Consider the following 18,676-nt stretch of genomic DNA (forward strand, 5'->3'; position numbering starts at 1 on the left):
GTGTCGCGACCGCGATGGCCGCTCTGAGCGCGTCCGCGAAGAAGGGGCTCGGCGACCCCGTGCTCGCCGAGCTCGTGATGATCCGGGCCTCGCAGATCAACGCGTGCGCGTTCTGTCTGGACATGCACGTGGACATCGCCCTGCGGGGCGGCGAGACGCCGAAGCGGATCGCGCTCCTCAACGCGTGGGCGGAGGCGGGCCAGGTCTTCAGCGAGCGGGAGCGGGCCGCTCTCGCGCTCACCGAGGCAGTCACGGTCCTGACGGACGGGTTCGTGCCCGACGAGGCGTACGAGGCGGCGGCCAAGCACTTCGCCGAGGCGGAACTCGCCCACCTCATCGGGGTGATCACCGTCATCAACAGCTGGAACCGGGTGATGGTCAGCCGCCGTATCGAGCCGGGCGGGTACGTGCCATGAGCCTCGTCGACACTTTCCGCGCCCTGCATCAGGGGCGTGCGCCCGGTGACCCGCTCGTCCTGCCCGGCCCCTGGGACGCGGCCAGCGCGCGGGTCTTCGAGGAGGCCGGGTTCCCGGCCCTCGCCACGCCGAGCGCGGGGGTCTCGGCATCGCTCGGGTACGCGGACGGCGAGGTGCCGCCGGACGAGATGTTCGCGGCGGTGGCCCGGATCGTGCGTGCGGTCTCGCGGTCCGTGCCGGTGAGCGCGGACATCGAGGGCGGCTACGGGCTGCAGCCGAAGGAGCTGGTGGAGCGGCTCCTGGAGACGGGCGCGGTCGGCTGCAACCTGGAGGACTCTTCCGCCGACGGTCTCAAGGACCCGCGGGAGCAGGCGGACTGGCTGGCGGAGGTACGTTCCGTCGCAGGGGACGCGGTGTTCATCAACGCGCGGGTGGACACGTTCATCCGAGGCGTCGCGGATCCCGAGCGGGCGATCGAGCGGGCCCGGCTGTACGTGAAGGCGGGCGCGGACTGCGTCTATCCGATCGAGGCGCCCCCGGAGGCGCTGCCCGCGCTGCGGGCGGGCATCTCGGGCCCCATCAACGCGGCCGCCAAGCCGTCAGGCCCTTCCCTCCGGGAGCTGGGCTCACTCGGCGCGACGCGGATCACCTTCGGCCCGGGGCTGCTGGTCCGTGCGACGGATGCGTTGCGCGAGATCGCCGCGGAGCTGCGCTGACCGCCTCCGGGCGCCGGACACGGGGCCTGCGGCACCGCCCCGCGCCGTCCAGCCCGGCATCTGGGGCGCCGCCCCAGACCGCCGCTTCGCGGCGGATGTCTCCCGCTCACCCACCCATTCCCCCCGCAGGGCAATCGGGTGGGTGAGCGCGGAGAGGCCTACTTGGGGAGCCAGCCCCGCCATTTCTCCTCATGGTCGGCGACCCAAGCCTCCGCCGCGTCCTCCGGCGACATCTTCTTGTCCGCGATCATCAGCGAGACCTCGTTCTGGTCTTCCTCCGACCATTTGAAGTTCTTCAGGAACTCCGCCGCGTCGCCGCCCTTCTTGGCGAAATCGGCGTTGAAGTACTTCTGCAGAGGCGTGTGCGGGTAGGCACACTTGATCTTGGCGGGGTCGGCGTCGCAGCCCTCCTTGTACTCGGGCAGCTTCACCTCCGTCATCGGCACCTTCTCGAACAGCCACTGCGGCTTGTACCAGTAGGACAGGAACGGCTTCTTCTGCTTGGCGAACTGCTCGATCTGCGTGATCTGAGCCGCTTCCGAACCGGCGAAGACGACCTCGTAGTCCAGGCCCAGGTTCTTCACCAGGGCCTTGTCGTTCGTGACGTACGACGGGGAGCCGTCCATGAGCTGGCCCTTGTTGCCGCTCTCGGAGGTGCGGAACTCCTTCGCGTACTTGTTCAGGTTCTTCCAGTCGGTGACGTCCGGGTGCTTCTTCGCGAAGTACGTCGGGACGTACCAGCCGATGTGGCCGGTGACCCCCACGTCTCCGCCGGGGACGATCGTCTTCTTGTCCTTGATGTAGCGCTGTTCCTGCTCCGGGTGGCCCCAGTCCTCCATGATCGCGTCGACACGGCCCTGGCTGAGCGCGTCCCAGGCGGGGACCTCGTCGATCTGGACCCTGTCGACCCGGTAGCCGAGCTCCTTCTTGAGGATGTACTCGGCGACGGCCACGTCCGCCTGCGCGCCGACCCACGACTGGACGGACAGCGTCACGGTCTTGGCGCCGGCCGCATTGGCGTACGGAGACGCCTGCTTGGTCATGTCGGCCGCGCCACAGCCGGAGAGCGCCAGCAGGGCGCCCCCCGCCGTCACGGCACTCATCACACGCGTACGTACTCGCATGCCGGACATCACGCACCCTTCTTCGCGCTGCGTTCCCGACGTGTCGTCGGCTGCGTGACCCGGTCCAGCATCAGGCCGAGGCAGACGATCGCCACACCGGCCACCAGGCCGGTCGCCAGGTCGCCCTGTGCGAGGCCGAACACCGCTTCGTAGCCGAGCGCGCCACCGCCCACCAGGCCGCCGATGACGACGACGGCGAGGATCAGGACGACCGCCTGGTTCACGGCGAGCAGCAACGCGGGGCGGGCCAGCGGGAGCTGGACCTGGCGCAGTTGCTGCCAGCTGGTGGCGCCGAGGGAGCGGGAGGACTCCATCGCGGCGCCGTTGACCTGGCGCAGACCCTGGGTGGTGATGCGGATGACGGCGGGCAGCGCGTAGACGATGGCCGCGGCGACCGCGGGGGCGCGGCCGATGCCGAAGAGGGCCACGACCGGGATCAGGTACACGAACTGCGGCATCGTCTGGAAGACGTCGAGGACGGGCCTGAGCACCTTTTCCAGTCTCGGGCTCCGGGCCGCCGCGATGCCGATCGCGAAGCCGAGGACCACGGTGACGGCGACGGCCGCGAGGACCTGCGCGAGCGTGTCCAACGACGGTTTCCACACACCGAGTACGCCGGTCGCCGCCATCGCGAGGACGGCGGTGAGCGCGGTCTGCCAGGTGCCGATCAGCCAGGCCAGGGCCGCCACGATGAGCAGGACCGACCACCAGGGCAGGCCCTGCAGTCCGTCACGGACCGGGTCGAGGATCCACGTCGTGAAGTGGGCCGCCCAGTCCGCGGTGCCGCCGACGACGGGCACGCCGGTGTAGATGTGGTCGACCATCCACTCCTTGGCGGTGTTGACCGGCTCGGCGATGTTCACGATCCAGGTCTCGGGCCACTCCAGGCGGTCCGCGAAGCGCGCGGCGAGCGCGGCCACGACGGTGATCACCGCGGCCACGGCCCAGCCGCGCCGTCCGCGCAGCGGGGAGTCGTCCTCGGTGTTGGCGCCGAGCCGTTCGCCCGCGGCGCCCGTCACACGGTCGAGGACCACGGCGAGCAGCACGATCGGGATTCCGGCGGCGAGTGCTGCGCCGACGTCCACCGAGCCGAGTGCCTGGTAGACGCGGTCACCGAGACCGGCGCCGCCGATCATCGACGCGATGACGGCCATGCCGAGCGCCATCATGATCGTCTGGTTGAGGCCGAGCAGGAGTTCCTTGCGGGCCAGCGGGAGGCGCGCCGAGAGCAGGCGCTGGCGCGCGGTGGTGCCGAGCGACGTCACCGCCTCCATGACGCCGCCGTCCGCTCCGCGCAGGCCGAGCGCGGTGAGCCGGGCCATCGGCGGAGCCGCGTAGATGACGGTCGCGATGACCGCGGCGGGCACGCCGATGCCGAAGACCAGGGCGACGGGCAGCAGGTACGAGAAGGCAGGGAGCACCTGCATGGTGTCGAGCACCGGCCGCAGGATGCGGTAGATCCGGTCGCTCAGACCGCCGGCGAGCCCGAGCAGCATGCCGAGCACGACGGAGGCGAGCACGGCCACGATCATCAGGGACAGGGTCTGCATCGTCGGCACCCACATGCCGAGCAGTCCGCACAGGCCGAACGAGGCGGCGGCGAGGACCGCGAGCCGCACGCCCGCGACCCGCCAGGCGACGAGCGCCGCGCCGACGGTCACGCCGGCCCAGCCGGCCGCGAGGAGCACCAGATAGACACCGCGGATGGAGAGCACGATGCCGTTGGAGACGTGCCCGAGGAAGTAGACGAACAGCGGGTGGCTGTCGCGGTTGTCGATGATCCAGTCGGTGGTCTTGCCCAGCGGCTCGGTCAGGTCGACGGTGAGCGCTTCGGGCCAGGCGCCGGAAGCCCACTTGGCGCTGACGATCGGCACGGCGATCGCTGCCGCGAGGGCGAGCAGGAGCAGCTTGTGGACGGCCCGGTGCCGGAGCAGGGCCGCGACGCCCGTATCTCGTACGGGAGATGAGGCGGTGGCGGACGCCATCAGGCGGTCACCTCGCCGCTGTCGGAGGCGGGAGCGGCCCGCCTGGGGGGAGCCTCGGTGGGCACACCGGCCACGACGCCGAGCAGCCGCTCGTGGTCCACCACACCCAGGCACCGCTTGCCGTCCATCACGCGCACGGGGAAGCCCGAGCGGGCGACGGCCTCGATGGCCTCGGAGATCTTGGCGTCCGGCGCGAGGGCAGCGCCGCGGCTCTCCTCGTCGGCGTCGGCGGGGCGCATGGCGGTGCGCACGCTCATCACGTCGGCGCGCGCCACGTCCCGTACGAAGTCGCGTACGTAGTCATCGGCCGGGGAGCCGACGATCTCCTCGGGCGTGCCGAGCTGCACGATGCGGCCGTCGCGCATCAGCGCGATGCGGTCACCCAGGCGCAGGGCCTCGCTGAGATCGTGGGTGATGAAGACCATCGTGCGGCCTTCTTCGCGGTGCAGGCGGATGACTTCTTCCTGCATGTCGCGGCGGATCAGCGGGTCGAGCGCGCTGAACGGCTCGTCGAACAGCAGGACTTCGGGGTCGACGGCGAGGGCGCGGGCCAGGCCCACGCGCTGCTGCTGGCCGCCGGAGAGCTGTCCGGGCTTGCGCTGCTCGAGGCCTTCGAGGCCGACCTTGGCGACGACTTCGAGGGCCTTGGCGCGGCGCTCGGCCTTGCCGACGCCCTGGATCTCCAGGCCGTACGCGACGTTGTCGAGGACGGTGCGGTGCGGGAGGAGGCCGAAGTGCTGGAAGACCATGGCGGCGCGGTGCCTGCGCAGTTCGCGCAGGCGCGCCTTGTCCATGGCGAGGACGTCCTCGCCGTCGATGGCGATGGAGCCCGACGTGGGCTCGATGAGCCGGGTGAGGCAGCGCACCAGCGTCGACTTGCCGGAGCCCGACAGGCCCATGACGACGAAGACCTCACCCTTCTTCACCTCGAAGGACACGTCGCGCACGGCGGCGGTGCAGCCGGTCTGCTCGCGCAGTTCGGCGGGGGTGAGGTCATGGACCGAGGTGTCACCCGGTATTCGGTCGGCCTTCGGGCCGAAGACCTTCCAGAGGTTCTCGACGGCGAAGACGGGCCCGTCGGCGGGATTCTGCTTCGGCTCCTGCTCGGGCTCCTGCGGCATGTCTTCCTTGTCCTTCACGGGGGCCTCGCTCATCGGCCGTCACCACCCAGCATCTCGGCACACTTCTCCCCGACCATGAGCACTCCGATCATCGGGTTCACGGCGGGCATCGTCGGGAAGACGGATGCGTCCGCGATACGGATTCCTTCGAGTCCCCGGATCTTCAACTCCGGGTCGACCACGGCGAGTTCATCGGTCGTGGCACCCATGCGGCAGGTGCCCGCCGGGTGGTACACGGTGTGCGCGGCCTTGCGCACGAGCTCGCTGATCTCGGCGTCGTCGGTGACGTCCGGGCCGGGGAAGACCTCGCGCTTGAGCCACTTGGCGAAGGGCTCGGCCTGCGCGACCTTGCGGGCCAGCTTGATGCCGTCGACGAGGGTCTGCCCGTCGTAGTCCTCTTCGTCCTCGAAGTACTTGAAGTCGAGGGCGGGCTTGACCTCCGGGTCGGCCGACGTCAGGTAAATACGGCCGCGCGCACGGGACTTGGTGATGTTCGGCGTCATCGATACGCCGTGCTCGGGGCGTTCGTAGCCCAGGCGCTCAGGGTTGTCCGTGAACGGGATCTGGTAGAAGTGGAACATCAGGTCCGGGCCCTTGTGGTCCGGGTCCCGCTTCACGAACAGGCCCGCGTCGGAGTCCATCGCGGAGTTGCCGGGGATCGGCCCGTTGGTCTCCCAGACGATGACCGACTCGGGGTGGTCGATGAGGTTCTCGCCGACGCCCGGCAGGTCGTGCACGACGGGGATGCCGAGCGCCTGGAGGTCCTTGGCACGGCCGATGCCGGAGTGCATCAGCAGACGCGGGGTGTCGACGGCCCCCGCGCACACGAGCACCTCGCGGCGGGCGGTGAGCAGCTGCGCCTCGCCCTCCTTCGTACGGATGTGGACGCCGCGCGCGGTCTTGCCCTCCAGCTCCAGCTTGGTGGCCCACGTCTCCAGGAAGAGGTGGAGGTTCGGGCGGTCGCCGGCCTCCATGTGGGGGTGGAGGTAGGCGACGGACGCGGAGGAGCGCTTGTTGTTCTCCGGGTGGTACGACAGGTCGAAGAAGCCGACGCCCTCGTCGAAGGGCTTGTCGTTGAAGCCGATGACCTCGGGGATGCCGAGCGCGTCCTGCGCGGCCTCGACCCAGTCGGTGGCGATCTGATTCTGGTCCTTCTTGGCGACGCGCACGATGTTGTTGCGCAGCTTGCCGAAGTAGGGGTCCATCGCCTTGGCGCCCCAGCCGGCGGCGCCCGCCTCTTCCCACTCGTCCCAGTCGGACGGCAGCGGCTTGAAGGAGATCAGGGTGTTGTGCGACGAGCAGCCGCCGAGGACCTTGGCGCGGCTGTGCAGGATGTGCGAGTTGCCGCGCGGCTGCTCGGTGGTCGTGTAGCCGTAGTCGAGGTCGCCGCCGAGCAGGCCGAGCCAGCGGCGCAGCGTGAGGACGTCCTCGCGGTCGATGTCGCTGGGGCCGCCCTCGATGACGGCGACGGTGACGTCAGGGTCCTCGGTGAGGCGGGATGCGATCACCGAACCGGCGGTGCCGCCGCCGACGATGACGTAGTCGTACTCGGTGGTCTCAGCCATGCGTGCTGCTCCTCATTCCTCGAGGTGTGATGCAAGGTGCTTGCGCGTAGTGAGCGGGGGGTGCTCGGACGTACGGACATACACGTGCGCGGGGGCGGGACTGCCGCCCCCGCGCACGCCTCTACGGGTGGGGCCTCAGCCGGCGAACCAGCGGACCGGCCGCGGTGCGAGGTTCTGGTAGATGTGCTTGGACTCGCGGTACTCGGCGAGCCCGGCGGGTCCGAGCTCGCGCCCGACGCCGCTCTTGCCGAAGCCGCCCCACTCCGCCTGCGGCAGGTAGGGGTGAAAGTCGTTGATCCAGACCGTGCCGTGGCGCAGGCGCCGGGCCATGCGGCGGCCGAGGCCCGCGTCGTTGGTCCAGACGGCGCCCGCGAGGCCGTACTCGGTGTCGTTGGCGAGCGCGACGGCCTCGTCCTCGGTGCGGAAGGTCTCGACGGTCAGGACCGGGCCGAAGACCTCTTCGCGCACGACGCGCATCTCGCGGTGGCACTGGTCCAGGACGGTCGGCTCGTAGAAGTAGCCGGTCGCCGGGCGGACCTCGCTGGGCTCGGGGCGCTTGCCGCCGGTGCGCAGGACGGCGCCTTCCTCAAGGGCGGATGCGACGTACGACTCGGTCTTCTCGCGCTGCTGCTGCGAGACGAGCGGGCCGCACTCCACGCCGTCCTCGGTGCCGCGGCCGAGCCTGATCCGGCTCGCGCGGCGGGCGAGTTCGGCGACGAAGCGCTCGCGCACCGACTCCTCGATGATGAGGCGGCCACCGGCGGAGCAGACCTGCCCGCTGTGGATGAAGGCGGCGTTCAGCGCCTGGTCGACGGCGGTGTCGAAGCCCTCTTCGGTGGCGCAGGCGTCGGCGAAGACGACGTTCGGGTTCTTGCCGCCGAGTTCGAGGGCGACCTTCTTGACGCCGAGGGCCGCGGCCTGCGCGACCTTCGTGCCGGAGACGAGGCCGCCGGTGAAGGACACCAGGTCGACGTCGGGGTGGTCGGACAGGCGTGCGCCGACCGTGTGGCCGGGGCCCGTCACGATGTTCGCGACACCGGTCGGCAGGCCCGCCTCGACGAGCAGCTCGATCAGCGCGACCGTCGTCAGCGGAGTGACCTCACTCGGCTTGATGACGAAGGTGTTGCCCGCGGCGAGCGCGGGGGCGATCTTCCAGCTGGCCTGGAGGAGCGGGTAGTTCCACGGCGTGATCATCGTGCAGACGCCGATGGGCTCGTGCACGACAACGCTGTGGATGTCGTCGGACCCCGCGTCGACCACGCGGCCCGCGCCCTCGCCGATCACCAGGTCGGCGAAGTAGCGGAAGGCGTCGGCGACGCAGTCGACGTCGACGCGGCCCTCCTCGACCGTCTTGCCGGCGTCGCGGCTCTCCAGGAGCCCGATCTTCTCCCGGTCGCGTACGAGGAGGTCCGCCACGCGGCGCAGCAGCGCGGCCCGTTCGGCGACGGGCGTGGCCGGCCACGGTCCGTGGTCGAAGGCCTCACGTGCGGCGGCGATGGCCGCGTCGGTGTCCTCGGTGCCGCCCTCGGCGATCAGTGCGAACGGCTTGGCATCCGCCGGGTCGAGGATCTCGCGCGTGGCGCCGGAGATGGCGTTGCGCCACTCTCCGCCCACATGGATGGTCTGTTGTGCGGACACGTCCCGTTTGCCTTCCATTCCTGTCATACGCCCCGCCTGTCACTCGCGGTAGCCGGGTGCACATGCCCCGCGGCGAAGAAACCATGCGCATTAGATAACTGAAAGTGCGCTGTGTCACTGCGCGTGCAGGCACCTGGGGCGAAACGTAAGCTCAAAGAGGGGTTTGTCCATGGAGGTGGCGCTATGCGTGGAACATCCAGGAAGCGCGCTTGGGGTACCGCGGCCTGTACGGCGACCTGTACGGCTGCCGCGCTCCTGGTCGCACCGTCTCTGGCGCTCGCCGACACGGAGGACCTGAGCGCACAGGAGATCTCCGACAAGGCGGAGCAGGAACTGCTCGACGCGAAGTCGGTCCACCTGAAGCTGGAACAGAGGGGCACGGACACCGACGGTGACGAGCCGGTCTCCATGGACCTCACCCTCGACCAGGACGACAACTGCGTCGGCTCGCTGCGCATGGCCGACGACGGCGGCAGCCTGGAGCTGATCAAACAGGGCGAGAAGGTCTGGATGAAGCCCGACCTCGCCTTCTGGAAGGCCCAGCTCCCCGGCGGCCAGGGCGAGGCGGCCGCCGAGGTCATCGGGGACCGCTATCTGTACGGCACGACCGACGACGCCCTGCTCAAGGACATGGCCGGGGTCTGCGACCTCAACACGATCCAGGATGAGATCAAGGACAAGTCGGACGACAACACCGCCCTCAAGAAGGGCGCCACTACCAAGGTCGACGGCACGTCCGTGATCCCCGTCTCCGGCACGGAGGACGGCAAGACCACCACCCTGTACGTGGCGACCGAAGGCACTCCGTACCTGATCAGGGCCACGGAGAAGGGTCAGGGGACCGACTCGACGCTGACGCTCGGCGAGTACGACAAGCCGGTCCCGACGAAGACTCCGTCGGAGGAGGACTCCGTGGACGTCTCCCAGCTGCAGGGCCAGGTGACGGACAAGCCGAACACCTATTGAACGCCGGGCGCCTACTGAATGCCGGGCGCCTACTGAACGCCGGGCGCCTACTGCGTCTCGAACCGCGGCTCGTCGTCGAGGTCCGCGGGCTCGTCCTGCACGGCGAGCCCCGCCACCCACAACGGCATGAGCCAGTGCACGACGAACGCGGTGAAGAGCGCGGGGAAGAGCAGCCCGTCGGTGTCCCATCCCAGGTGCGTGGCCAGGCCCGCACCGGCCGCCGCCGCGAGGAGCAGCCACAGCATGACCTGACGGGCACGCGCCGCGACCCGGACCCGCTCCGCGCGCTGCCGCTCGTCGAGGGCGCGTTCGCGCAGTTCGAGGAGGCCGCGCGTGGCGCTGTTGATCACGCCGGTCGCGACGCACCACGGCAGCAGCAGGCCGAGCATCGTCCACATCGCCCAGCGCTGACCGCCGTCGACGGTCAGCAGCCAGGCGGCGACGCTCGCCACGGTCAGCGTGATGTGGGCAACGACCGCGATCCTCCTGCGCGTGGCGGTCGCGTACATCGGCGCCCCCTCGCGCCGGTTCATGAGCGCAAGCATCCGCCGGTCGTACCCGGTCATCCGCCGTGCCGGCTTCTCGCGCACCTGCTGACCCGTCATCCCTGACTCCTCCCGTAGACCTCGTCCGTGAGCGGGCGGAACGGCTCGAGGGAGAACAGCGCCTCCACCGGAAGCCCGAAGAACACCGCGATCTTCAGCGCCAGGTCGAGGCTCGGGTTGTACTGCCCGCGCTCGATGTAGCCGATGGTCTGGTAGTGGACTCCCACCGCCTCGGCCAGGCTCTGGCGCGACACTTTCCGCTCCGCGCGCACCATCGCCAACCTGTTGTGCACTTGCTCGCTCATGTATAAGAAGTACTACATTGGTGAGCAGGTTGGCAACGGAAGGCACGCTGTTGTGATCAGCACGCGGTTGTGATCAGCGCGCTGTTGTGATCAAGGCTCGGGGCAGATCTCGCCCGGAGGGCAGAACCACGACAGGGCGGTCGCCATGAACTCCTCCTCGTCGTCCCTGCCGTCCGCGTCGGCGCCGTACACGGCCAGGGCGTACAGCTCGCCGTCCACCGCCTCGAAGCGGTGGTCGATGACATGCCACGTGCCGATGTCCTGCTCGCCCTTGAAGCGGTCGGCCACGTACTCCAGCCGGGCCGCGGGGCGCCCTTCGTCGTCCGTCCGCTCCACCGGGGCGAGCTGGTCAAAGCCGCCGGGCATCGGCGTCTCGTCCAGCCAGGTCCGCAGCGACTTGTACGGGGACGCCTCCCCCACCCGGTACACCTGCAGCCGCCGATCCCCTTCCGGACTGCGGTAGTTGACGACGTTGAAGCCCTCGGTCGGTTCGACGAGGTCGCGCACCCACCCCCGCGGCACCGCGAGCCGGAAGCCCTCCTGGTCGAACACCTCCTCGTACGGGGCCGGCGGCACGCCCGCGGGGGACGGCGCCGCGGTGTCGCCCTCGGGGTCCGCGCTCGGCGAAGGTTCAAGAACCGTCAGGTACGCCGTAGGCCGCGGCTCGTCCTTCCAGCCAAGGGCCCAGGCGCCGAAGCCCAGGCCGCACACCGCCAGGACCGTCACGACACCGCGCAGCGCCTTGCTCTGGCGCACCGCGTCCCGGTCGTGGAGCTCGGCGATCCGCCGTTCCTGCTCGTGGCCGACCCACTCCTGGCGGTCGGCGTCGAAGATCCGCACCGCTCGTCCCTCAGCCCGCGACCTGGGCGATCGCCTGCAGCACGGCCGTCACCGACGCGGCCGTCGCGGCGGCGGCCCCGTACTGCTCCAGACGGTCGCGGAGCCTGCCGAGCAGCCCGGCGTCACCGCGTCCCGCGCGGCCGATCTCCCGCTCCACCTCGGCCAGTTCGGCGTCGAGCGCCGCGTCGTCCGCCGTGCGCTCCGGCGCCTGGCGCAGCTCGCCGCGCAGGGCCCTGACCTGGGTGAGGAGATGCTGCTGCCTCGGGTCGGAGACCACCACCGTGTGGTTGGTGGACTCGGCCTTGCCGTGCGCGCCGAAGGCCTGTGAACCACCGGTGATCGACCCGATCTGGACGTGCGCGCCGCCGCCGTTGTCCCCGTCGCCGCTCATGCCGTGCTCCTCTCGGTGGTGTGCGTGGCCTGGCCGTGGGAGCCGGTGGCGAGGGCGCCGCCCGACATCTCCGTGATGTAGACCCCGCTGTTGTTGATCTGCGTGATGTTCTGTTCGAGGCGGTCCGTACGGAAGCCGCCCGCCCGCAGCGCGTCACGGACGCCCTCGCCGATGCGGTCCTGGAGGGTGCGGGTGTAGCGGGCGACGTCCATCTCCTGGAAGAGCGAGAGGTCTTCGGTGCTCGCCAGTTCGCGCAGCGAGACCACCGGGGCGTCCGGCGGCGCCTGCACGGGACGGACGATGCCGAGCCAGGCACACGCGGACCGCAGGGCGCGCGCGGCGGGAGCCGCTTCTCCGGGGGCCTCGGGCTGCGCGAGCCAGAGCCGGAACGAGGGGACGAGCGAGGGCAGCGCGCGCAGGGCGGCGACGCCGATCGCCACGCCGACCGCGGGTCCGTCGACGCAGGCGCGCAGGGCGTCACGGACCGGGCCCTCCGGCTCGCTTGCCACGATCGTGTCGACCTCGCGGAACTCGGGGACGATCGGCCCGAGGACGTGCGGCACCACTTCGAGGACCAGCATGCCGCCCTGTGTGTGCACCCGGACCAGGAGCGATACGACGACCTGTTCGTTCCAGGCGCCCACCCGGATCCGCAGGAAGTGGCGCCGCGCCTCCCCGCCCTCGCCGGCCGCCCGTTCGAGATGCCGGGCGGCCTGCCCGGCGTCGTAGAGCCCCGCGGTCTCGTACCCCCGTCCGGTGTAGAGCTGCTCGTCGCGGCCCGCGCCCGCGGGGAGGTAGACGAACTCCTCGATCTCCAGGTCACGGAGCCGGTCCACGCTGGTGGCGGCGGCGGACCGGCGCAGGTCCTTCAGGCGTGGCTCGATCATCTTGATGACCTCGCGTGCGGCCAGCGGTTCGTACGCGCGCTGGGCAGGGACCCCGCCGTCCAGATCCTTGCCCTTCTCGGCACGCTGCAGTTCGAGGACGACGGACCACGGTTTGCGGGGCTTTCCCGCGCCGACGAAGGGGCGGTTCGCGTCGTAGAGGGTGACCGGCGCGTTCTGCTCGCGGTGGATGCAGTCGACGATGCGGCTGAACCGCCGGGGAATGCCGGGCTGTTCGGTCTCGGCGAAGGCCTGCCGGGCGAGCCGCGTACGCAGGGTGCGCTTGCGCAGGAACTGGTGGCGCCACACCACGGCCGCGATCAGGAGCGGGAAGATCAAGGGGTACGGAGTGTCCCTGACCACGTAGACGGCCGCGAATCCGTACGAGGCGGCGCACCACCACACGAAGGCGGTCACCAGCCAGCCGATCCGGCGCCGCAGCCAGGCCAGCGGCGCCGGGAGCTCCATGCGCCGCAGGATCCCGCCGTCGGTGCCGCGCCCGGAGACGACCCGCGCCAGCCACAGCAGCAGGACCACCACGGCGTACGCGATCGCCCAGCCGCCCGGCACGAAGGCGCCGAACGTGCCGTTCGGGCCCGAGTCGACGAGGTCGTCCGGGTCGAAGGCGAGGAGTGCGAGGTCAGCGCCGGAGACACCCGACTCCCCGCCCCTGGAGTCCTCAAGGGCGTCCCAGGTCATCACCGCGTCGGTGACGAGGAACCCGATCCACACGGCTGCCAGGAGCAGCGCGGAGACCAGTTCCGCACGCCGGGCGCGCAGCGCGTGCGCGAGCACGGGAAGTACATCGGCACCGAGCGGCGGCGCCACGGGACGCTCCGCGTGCCCTACGAGCTCATGGACGACCCTCCTGCGGAACACCGCGTCCAGGTGGACGCCGGCGCACAGCAGTCTGGTGGCCTCGGTGTTACCTGCCATGGCCAACTCCGTTGGGATGAAGCGGAATTGGAGGGTAACGGAGTGTGCATGCGGGGGCCACGGAAAGGTGACCATGCCGCTCGAATAAGTGAAAGCCCGGCCCTCGTGCGGGTGAAGACGGGGCACGAAGGCCGGGCACGGGGCCGGACGCACGTCGCCCCCGGCTGCCGGTCGAGCGGCTGCCGGGGGCGAGGTGGGGTCTTAGATGAGACCGAGGCCGCGGACCGCCTCGCGCTCCTCGGTGAGCTCCTTCACCGACGCGTCGATGCGCGTGCGCGAGAACTCGTTGATCTCCAGGCCCTGGACGATCTCGTACTTGCCGTCCTTGGTGGTGACGGGGAAAGAGGAGATGAGGCCCTCCGGAACGCCGTACGAACCGTCCGACGGGATACCCATGGAGGTCCAGTCGCCGGCCCCGGTGCCGTTCACCCACGTGTGGACGTGGTCGATGGCGGCGTTGGCGGCGGAGGCGGCCGAGGACGCGCCACGGGCCTCGATGATCGCGGCGCCACGCTTGGCGACGGTCGGGATGAAGTCGTCGGCGAGCCAGGACTGGTCGCTCACGACGTCCGCGGCGTTCTTGCCGGCGATCTCCGCGTGGAAGATGTCGGGGTACTGGGTGGCCGAGTGGTTGCCCCAGATGGTCAGGCGCTTGATGTCGGAGACCGGGGCGCCGGTCTTCTTCGACAGCTGCGACAGCGCGCGGTTGTGGTCCAGGCGCGTCATCGCGGTGAAGCGCTCGGCCGGTACGTCCGGGGCGGCGGCCTGCGCGATGAGCGCGTTCGTGTTGGCCGGGTTGCCCACGACGAGGACCTTGATGTCGTCCGCGGCGTTGTCGTTGATCGCCTTGCCCTGCGGCTTGAAGATGCCGCCGTTGGCGGAGAGCAGGTCACCGCGCTCCATGCCCTTGGTGCGGGGGCGGGCGCCGACGAGGAGGGCGACGTTGGCGCCGTCGAAGGCGACGTTCGGGTCGTCGCTGATCTCGATCGAGTTCAGCAGCGGGAAGGCGCAGTCGTCGAGCTCCATCGCGGTGCCCTCGGCGGCCTTCAGGGCCGGCGTGATCTCGAGCAGTCGCAGATTGACCGGCACGTCCGCGCCGAGCAGGTGGCCGGACGCGATGCGGAAGAGCAGCGCGTAGCCGATCTGGCCGGCCGCGCCGGTGACGGTGACATTCACGGGAGTGCGGGTCATGGCGATCTCCGTAAGACAGCTGGCGGTGGGGGTCCCTGCCCCTTGTGCGGGGTCCCCTTGTGCTGGATCCCCTGCCGACGCCCTCGTCGATCGCCTCTCGATGATCGATCTCTTGGCATCAAGAGAGATCCGCCGCCAGGCTATCGCGCCCCGCCTACCCCCGAACCCCGGGAGGGTGTGGCCCACCCCACAAAGATCCACCCTCGCTGCTCGACGGGGGCGCACAGGCCTCGTTCAAGACTCCCCGAAATTTCTGCGCGTCGGACAGGCATGTCTTCCGAAAGGCCGGGCACACGGAGCAGTACCCCCACGGGAGTGGTCACACCCCCGGGCGGCCGCCACGCTCCCCCCCTGTGGTGGCCGCCACCTCCCGGGGTCACCCCCACTCCGTACGGCCCGTTACTTCGTGCAGCCCGTCTGCCCGGCCTTGAGCGTCGCGCAGGCCTCCGCCGACGCGCTGTCCTTGACGGCCACCATCGGTGTGTAGGCGTCCAGGTCGGCGTTCACGGTGCCGTTCTCCTTGGCGCCCTGGCCGGCGATGGTGACCTTGTCGCCCGGCGCGGCCTGCGTGATCCGTGCCCACGCCGCCCCGCACGTCTTGCTGTAGCGGACCTCGACCAGGGCCTTGCCCACCGTCGCGCGCGCCGTCGTACTGGCCAACTCGCCGCCGCAGCCCATGATCTCCGGGTCCTTGCCGGTGCAGCTCTTGCCGCTGCACTCGACGCCCTCGGGCAGATCCTTCTCGCTCGTGCTCGGCGACGCCGGCGGCTTGGCGCTCTCGCCGCCCTTGTCGTCCTTGCCGAAGTCCGTCAGGAAGACGGCGGCGGCTATGACGACGAGCGCGCCGACGACGCCCGCGAGGAACATCGTCAGCTTCCTGCGCCGCCGCTGCCGGTCGGGCGAGTCCCCGCCGCGGCCCGGCTCGACCGGTCCGGGCGGCGCCGCGACGGCCCCCCGGCCGCCATCTCCGCCCCCAGGTCCGTACGAAGGTGTCTGCGGCGGCACCACGGGCGAGATGCCCGCGGGGCCCGCGACCCCGGTGGCCCTCCCGCCGGGGCGGTCGGAGGGGCCGGGGCGGTCGGCACGGCCGGGGCGGCCAGGATCGGCGGCACCGACACCGGCACCGGCGCCCACGCCCGTACCTGCCCCCGCGCCCGCCGCGCCATTGCGCGCCGCGCCGCTTCCCTTGCTCTTCGCCGGATTCGGCCCCAACTCACCCAGCGCGGCCCGCGCCTGGGAGATCCGGATCGCCTGCATGGTCATGTCGTGCCGCATCTCGGAGCGGCTCCACGCACGCTCGGCGAGTTCCCACATGGTGATGAGGTGCACGGGATTGGTGCCCGTCACCTCGGCGAGCGCGACGATCGCACCCTTCGGGGCGAGCAGCCGCCCGTTCAGATACCGCTCCCACGACGTCTTGCTGTACCCGGTGCGGTCCGACACCGCGGCGATGCTCAGACCACTGCGGTCGACGAGCCTGCGCAACTGACTGGCGAACTCCCTGACCTGCGGATCGAGCTCATCCGGTAGTGCCTTCCAACGAGGCATTACTCCCCCTATTCCCCCCGTACGTGCCAACTTGCCCCCGCGCGTGGTGCCCCCCGCCCTGCCCATGAGGCAGCCCCCACTGCTCCTGTCATGGACTACCCAGAGGGATGCCAAAAGTCAGGATGTCAGTTCCCGGTCCGGGGGCGCACGGGAGCATTCGGGCCACCGGCGTGCACCGTTGCACTCCGTGCGGTCCGGCGTCCAGTGTCCCACCGCTGTTGCGGGCCGGGAACACCGTTGCGGAATGGTCACCTCCGTGCCACAGGGGCAAGGCTTCCCTTGAACGGAATTGGCGGGGGCATGACGCTGGATCCCGTTGGAACGGAGCCCCACAGACCGGCGGCGCCCGTCCTCCCACGGGGGAGAGGACGGGCGCCGTCTTCCGTGGGTTCCGAGACACTCCGCCGAGGCGAGCGTGCCGGGCCTTCAGCGCCCGCCGCCGCCCGGAGTGACGAGGCCCGTCTCGTACGCCACCACCACCGCCTGCGCCCTGCTGTCCAGGTCGAGCTTGGACATCGTGCGGTTGAGGTGGGTCTTGACCGTGGCCTCGCTGATGTAGAGGCGGTCGGCGATGTCCGCGTTGGACAGGCCCGTGGCGATCAGCTTCAGGACCTCGACCTCGCGCAGGGTCAACGTCCGCAGATCCGGCGGCGGGGCCGCGGGCTCACCGGACCCGGAGCCGCCCTGCCGGGCGAAGGCCTCGACGAGGCGGCAGGTGACGCTGGGCGCGAAGAGCGCGTCACCGCCGCCGACGGCGGCCACGGCGGCGAGCAGGCGCTCGGGCCCGGAGTCCTTTAGCAGGAAGCCCGACGCTCCGGCTCGCAGCGCCCCGTACACGTACTCGTCGAGATCGAACGTCGTCAGGACCAGGACGCGCGGCACGGGTTCGGGGGCCTCGGCGAGGATCTTCTCGGTGGCCGCGATGCCGCTCATGCCGGGCATGCGGATGTCCATCAGGATCACGTCGGGCCGGGTCGTCGCCGCGAGCTCGACGGCCTCCGCACCGTCGCCCGCCTCGCCGACGACCTCGATGCCGGGGGCGGCACGCAGCAGCCCCACGAGGCCTGCCCGGATGAGGAACTGGTCGTCGACCACGAGCACCCTGGTCATCTAAGTCGCGTCGTCCCCCTGCGATGCGGCCCGCGCGGAGGTCGGCAGAGTCAGCCGCACGGCGAACCCTCCTTCGCTCAGCGGGCCGATGCTGATCGTCCCGCCGTAGAGCTTGGCCCGCTCCCGCATCCCAATCAACCCGTGGCCGCTCCCCGTACCCACTCTGTCCGGAATCACCCCCTCCCCGTCATCGGTGACCGACACCGTCACGTGGTGCGGCAGATAACGCAGTTCGACCGCCGCGCCGGCTCCTCGCGCGTGCTTCAGTACGTTGGTCAGGGCCTCCTGCACCACGCGGTACGCGCAGAGTTCGATCCCGGGGGCGAGCTGCCGCGGCGTCCCCTCGACACGCAGCTCGACGGCGACGCCTCCGGCCCGCACCCGCTCGACCATCTCGCCGAGCCGCGCGAGACCCGGCATCGGCGCCTCGGGCGCGCCGTCGCCGTCCTCCCGCGCCCGCAGCACCCGCAGCATGCGGCGCAGTTCCTCGAGGGCCTCGCCGCTGGTGCCGGAGATGGTGGAGAGCGCGGCGTGTGCGGTGGCCGGATCGGAGGTGAAGACGAACTTCGCGAGGCCCGCCTGCACGGAGATCACCGACATGTGGTGGGCCACGACGTCATGCAACTCCCTTGCTATGCGCCCGCGTTCCTCGGCCACCTCGCGCCGCGCGCGCTCGTCCTGCTCGCGCTTGAGCTGCCGGGCCAGTTCAGCGGACCGGCGCGCGACATACCCGAACCGCCAGATCACCAGGGGGAAGCCGATGGCCTGCCCGACCACGGACGCCATCGCTGCGCCCTCGCTCACCACGCCCGCGTAGATCCAGACGGCGCTCATCAGCGCGGCGCAGGGGACGGAGACGCGGGCGGGCCGCAGGGACGCGACCGTGTAGACGGTGAGCATGGGCGCGAAGGTGTTCACGACGGGCCAGTAGCCGGCGGTGACGTACCCGGCCCACACCAGGTGCACCAGGAGCAGGACGGCGAGCGGCGCCCTGGAGCGGAACGCCACCGGCAGATTGGCGAGCGCCACCAACGCGTGGCCCCACGGGTCGAGTTCCGGCCACCCCTGGCGCGCCGACTCCTGCCCGAGGAGTACGGCGACCGTGGTCAGGGCGACCGCGATCGACGTGTCGGCGACGAGGGGGCGGATCCGCATCGCCGCAGCGTAGCCCCGGTGCGGGCGGCGGTACGTCAAACCATCGCGGTACAGCGGAAGTTGCAGGAACCACCGGCGTACGTCGCGGGGCGTGCCCGAAGCTCAACCCGGCACGGGACGACACCCCCGCCCCGCCGCCGTAACTTCTTCAGGGCTGACGGCCCGCACGGCAGCTGCGCTCGTAGCGCACCCGAATACGGCGGCGGCCCGTCCTCCCGGGGGGAGAGGACGGGCCGCCGG

The 18,676-nt window shown here is 70.8% G+C and carries 17 protein-coding genes; 3 read left to right on the top strand and 14 right to left on the bottom strand.

Translation table 11 applies throughout. The annotated features are described in order from the left end of the window. Nucleotides 1-14: 14 nt before the first annotated feature. Together AC5P1C_RS16185 and AC5P1C_RS16190 are read left to right on the top strand one after the other, a co-directional pair. Complete coding sequence (locus AC5P1C_RS16185) at nucleotides 15-416, top strand: carboxymuconolactone decarboxylase family protein (RefSeq protein WP_493866617.1); 402 nt, start codon at nucleotides 15-17, stop codon at nucleotides 414-416. Beyond that, nucleotides 413-1,132, top strand: a complete 720-nt coding sequence (locus AC5P1C_RS16190) for an isocitrate lyase/PEP mutase family protein (protein ID WP_493866522.1) — start codon at nucleotides 413-415, stop codon at nucleotides 1,130-1,132. Before AC5P1C_RS16185 ends, AC5P1C_RS16190 begins: the two co-directional genes overlap by 4 nt. A gap of 158 nt (nucleotides 1,133-1,290) precedes the next feature. Here AC5P1C_RS16190 and AC5P1C_RS16195 read toward each other — a convergent pair whose 3' ends face one another. The 5 genes from AC5P1C_RS16195 to AC5P1C_RS16215 form a co-directional block, all read right to left on the bottom strand. Continuing rightward, entirely contained in the window at nucleotides 1,291-2,256 is a 966-nt protein-coding gene (locus AC5P1C_RS16195; protein WP_493866618.1) for an ABC transporter substrate-binding protein, read from the bottom strand. Between the two features lie 8 nt (nucleotides 2,257-2,264). Continuing rightward, nucleotides 2,265-4,241: an ABC transporter permease gene (locus tag AC5P1C_RS16200; protein WP_493866523.1), complete on the bottom strand. Its 1,977-nt coding sequence runs from the start codon at nucleotides 4,239-4,241 to the stop codon at nucleotides 2,265-2,267. Continuing rightward, the gene (locus AC5P1C_RS16205; protein ID WP_493866619.1) at nucleotides 4,241-5,362 is read right to left on the bottom strand and encodes a quaternary amine ABC transporter ATP-binding protein; all 1,122 of its coding nucleotides are present in this window, start codon (nucleotides 5,360-5,362) and stop codon (nucleotides 4,241-4,243) included. The genes AC5P1C_RS16200 and AC5P1C_RS16205 overlap by 1 nt, the downstream gene beginning before the upstream one ends. A 29-nt stretch (nucleotides 5,363-5,391) precedes the next feature. Beyond that, the gene (locus tag AC5P1C_RS16210) at nucleotides 5,392-6,927 is read right to left on the bottom strand and encodes a GMC family oxidoreductase (protein WP_493866524.1); all 1,536 of its coding nucleotides are present in this window, start codon (nucleotides 6,925-6,927) and stop codon (nucleotides 5,392-5,394) included. Nucleotides 6,928-7,062: 135 nt separating this feature from the next. Further along, on the bottom strand, nucleotides 7,063-8,583 hold the full coding sequence (locus AC5P1C_RS16215; RefSeq protein ID WP_493866620.1) for an aldehyde dehydrogenase family protein: 1,521 nt from the start codon (nucleotides 8,581-8,583) through the stop codon (nucleotides 7,063-7,065). Nucleotides 8,584-8,748: 165 nt separating this feature from the next. Here AC5P1C_RS16215 and AC5P1C_RS16220 point away from each other — a divergent pair, with 165 nt between their 5' ends. Further along, nucleotides 8,749-9,531: a hypothetical protein gene (locus tag AC5P1C_RS16220; RefSeq protein ID WP_493866525.1), complete on the top strand. Its 783-nt coding sequence runs from the start codon at nucleotides 8,749-8,751 to the stop codon at nucleotides 9,529-9,531. 47 nt (nucleotides 9,532-9,578) lie between these two features. Here the strand turns inward: AC5P1C_RS16220 and AC5P1C_RS16225 are convergent, their stop codons facing one another. From AC5P1C_RS16225 to AC5P1C_RS16265, 9 genes are all read right to left on the bottom strand, one after another. Further along, entirely contained in the window at nucleotides 9,579-10,136 is a 558-nt protein-coding gene (locus tag AC5P1C_RS16225; RefSeq protein WP_493866526.1) for a hypothetical protein, read from the bottom strand. Beyond that, nucleotides 10,133-10,381: a helix-turn-helix transcriptional regulator gene (locus AC5P1C_RS16230; protein WP_160506754.1), complete on the bottom strand. Its 249-nt coding sequence runs from the start codon at nucleotides 10,379-10,381 to the stop codon at nucleotides 10,133-10,135. Before AC5P1C_RS16230 ends, AC5P1C_RS16225 begins: the two co-directional genes overlap by 4 nt. Nucleotides 10,382-10,471: 90 nt before the next feature. Beyond that, on the bottom strand, nucleotides 10,472-11,221 hold the full coding sequence (locus AC5P1C_RS16235; RefSeq protein ID WP_493866527.1) for a serine/threonine kinase C-terminal domain-containing protein: 750 nt from the start codon (nucleotides 11,219-11,221) through the stop codon (nucleotides 10,472-10,474). Nucleotides 11,222-11,231: 10 nt separating this feature from the next. Next, entirely contained in the window at nucleotides 11,232-11,612 is a 381-nt protein-coding gene (locus tag AC5P1C_RS16240) for a hypothetical protein (protein ID WP_493866528.1), read from the bottom strand. Further along, nucleotides 11,609-13,432, bottom strand: coding sequence for an AbeC-like domain-containing protein (locus AC5P1C_RS16245; protein ID WP_493866529.1), 1,824 nt, complete (start codon nucleotides 13,430-13,432; stop codon nucleotides 11,609-11,611). The genes AC5P1C_RS16240 and AC5P1C_RS16245 overlap by 4 nt, the downstream gene beginning before the upstream one ends. A gap of 201 nt (nucleotides 13,433-13,633) precedes the next feature. Then, a complete protein-coding gene (locus AC5P1C_RS16250) occupies nucleotides 13,634-14,623 on the bottom strand; it encodes a malate dehydrogenase (RefSeq protein ID WP_493866530.1) in 990 nt (329 codons plus the stop codon). Nucleotides 14,624-15,022: 399 nt separating this feature from the next. Further along, nucleotides 15,023-16,171 (bottom strand): XRE family transcriptional regulator, encoded by a 1,149-nt coding sequence (locus tag AC5P1C_RS16255; protein ID WP_493866531.1) that lies wholly within the window; start codon nucleotides 16,169-16,171, stop codon nucleotides 15,023-15,025. A 426-nt stretch (nucleotides 16,172-16,597) separates the two neighbouring features. Further along, complete coding sequence (locus AC5P1C_RS16260; protein WP_493866532.1) at nucleotides 16,598-17,281, bottom strand: response regulator; 684 nt, start codon at nucleotides 17,279-17,281, stop codon at nucleotides 16,598-16,600. Continuing rightward, on the bottom strand, nucleotides 17,282-18,436 hold the full coding sequence (locus AC5P1C_RS16265; protein ID WP_493866533.1) for a sensor histidine kinase: 1,155 nt from the start codon (nucleotides 18,434-18,436) through the stop codon (nucleotides 17,282-17,284). Nucleotides 18,437-18,676: the final 240 nt, after the last annotated feature.

The sequence above is a fragment of the Streptomyces sp. A18 genome, assembly GCF_059026065.1.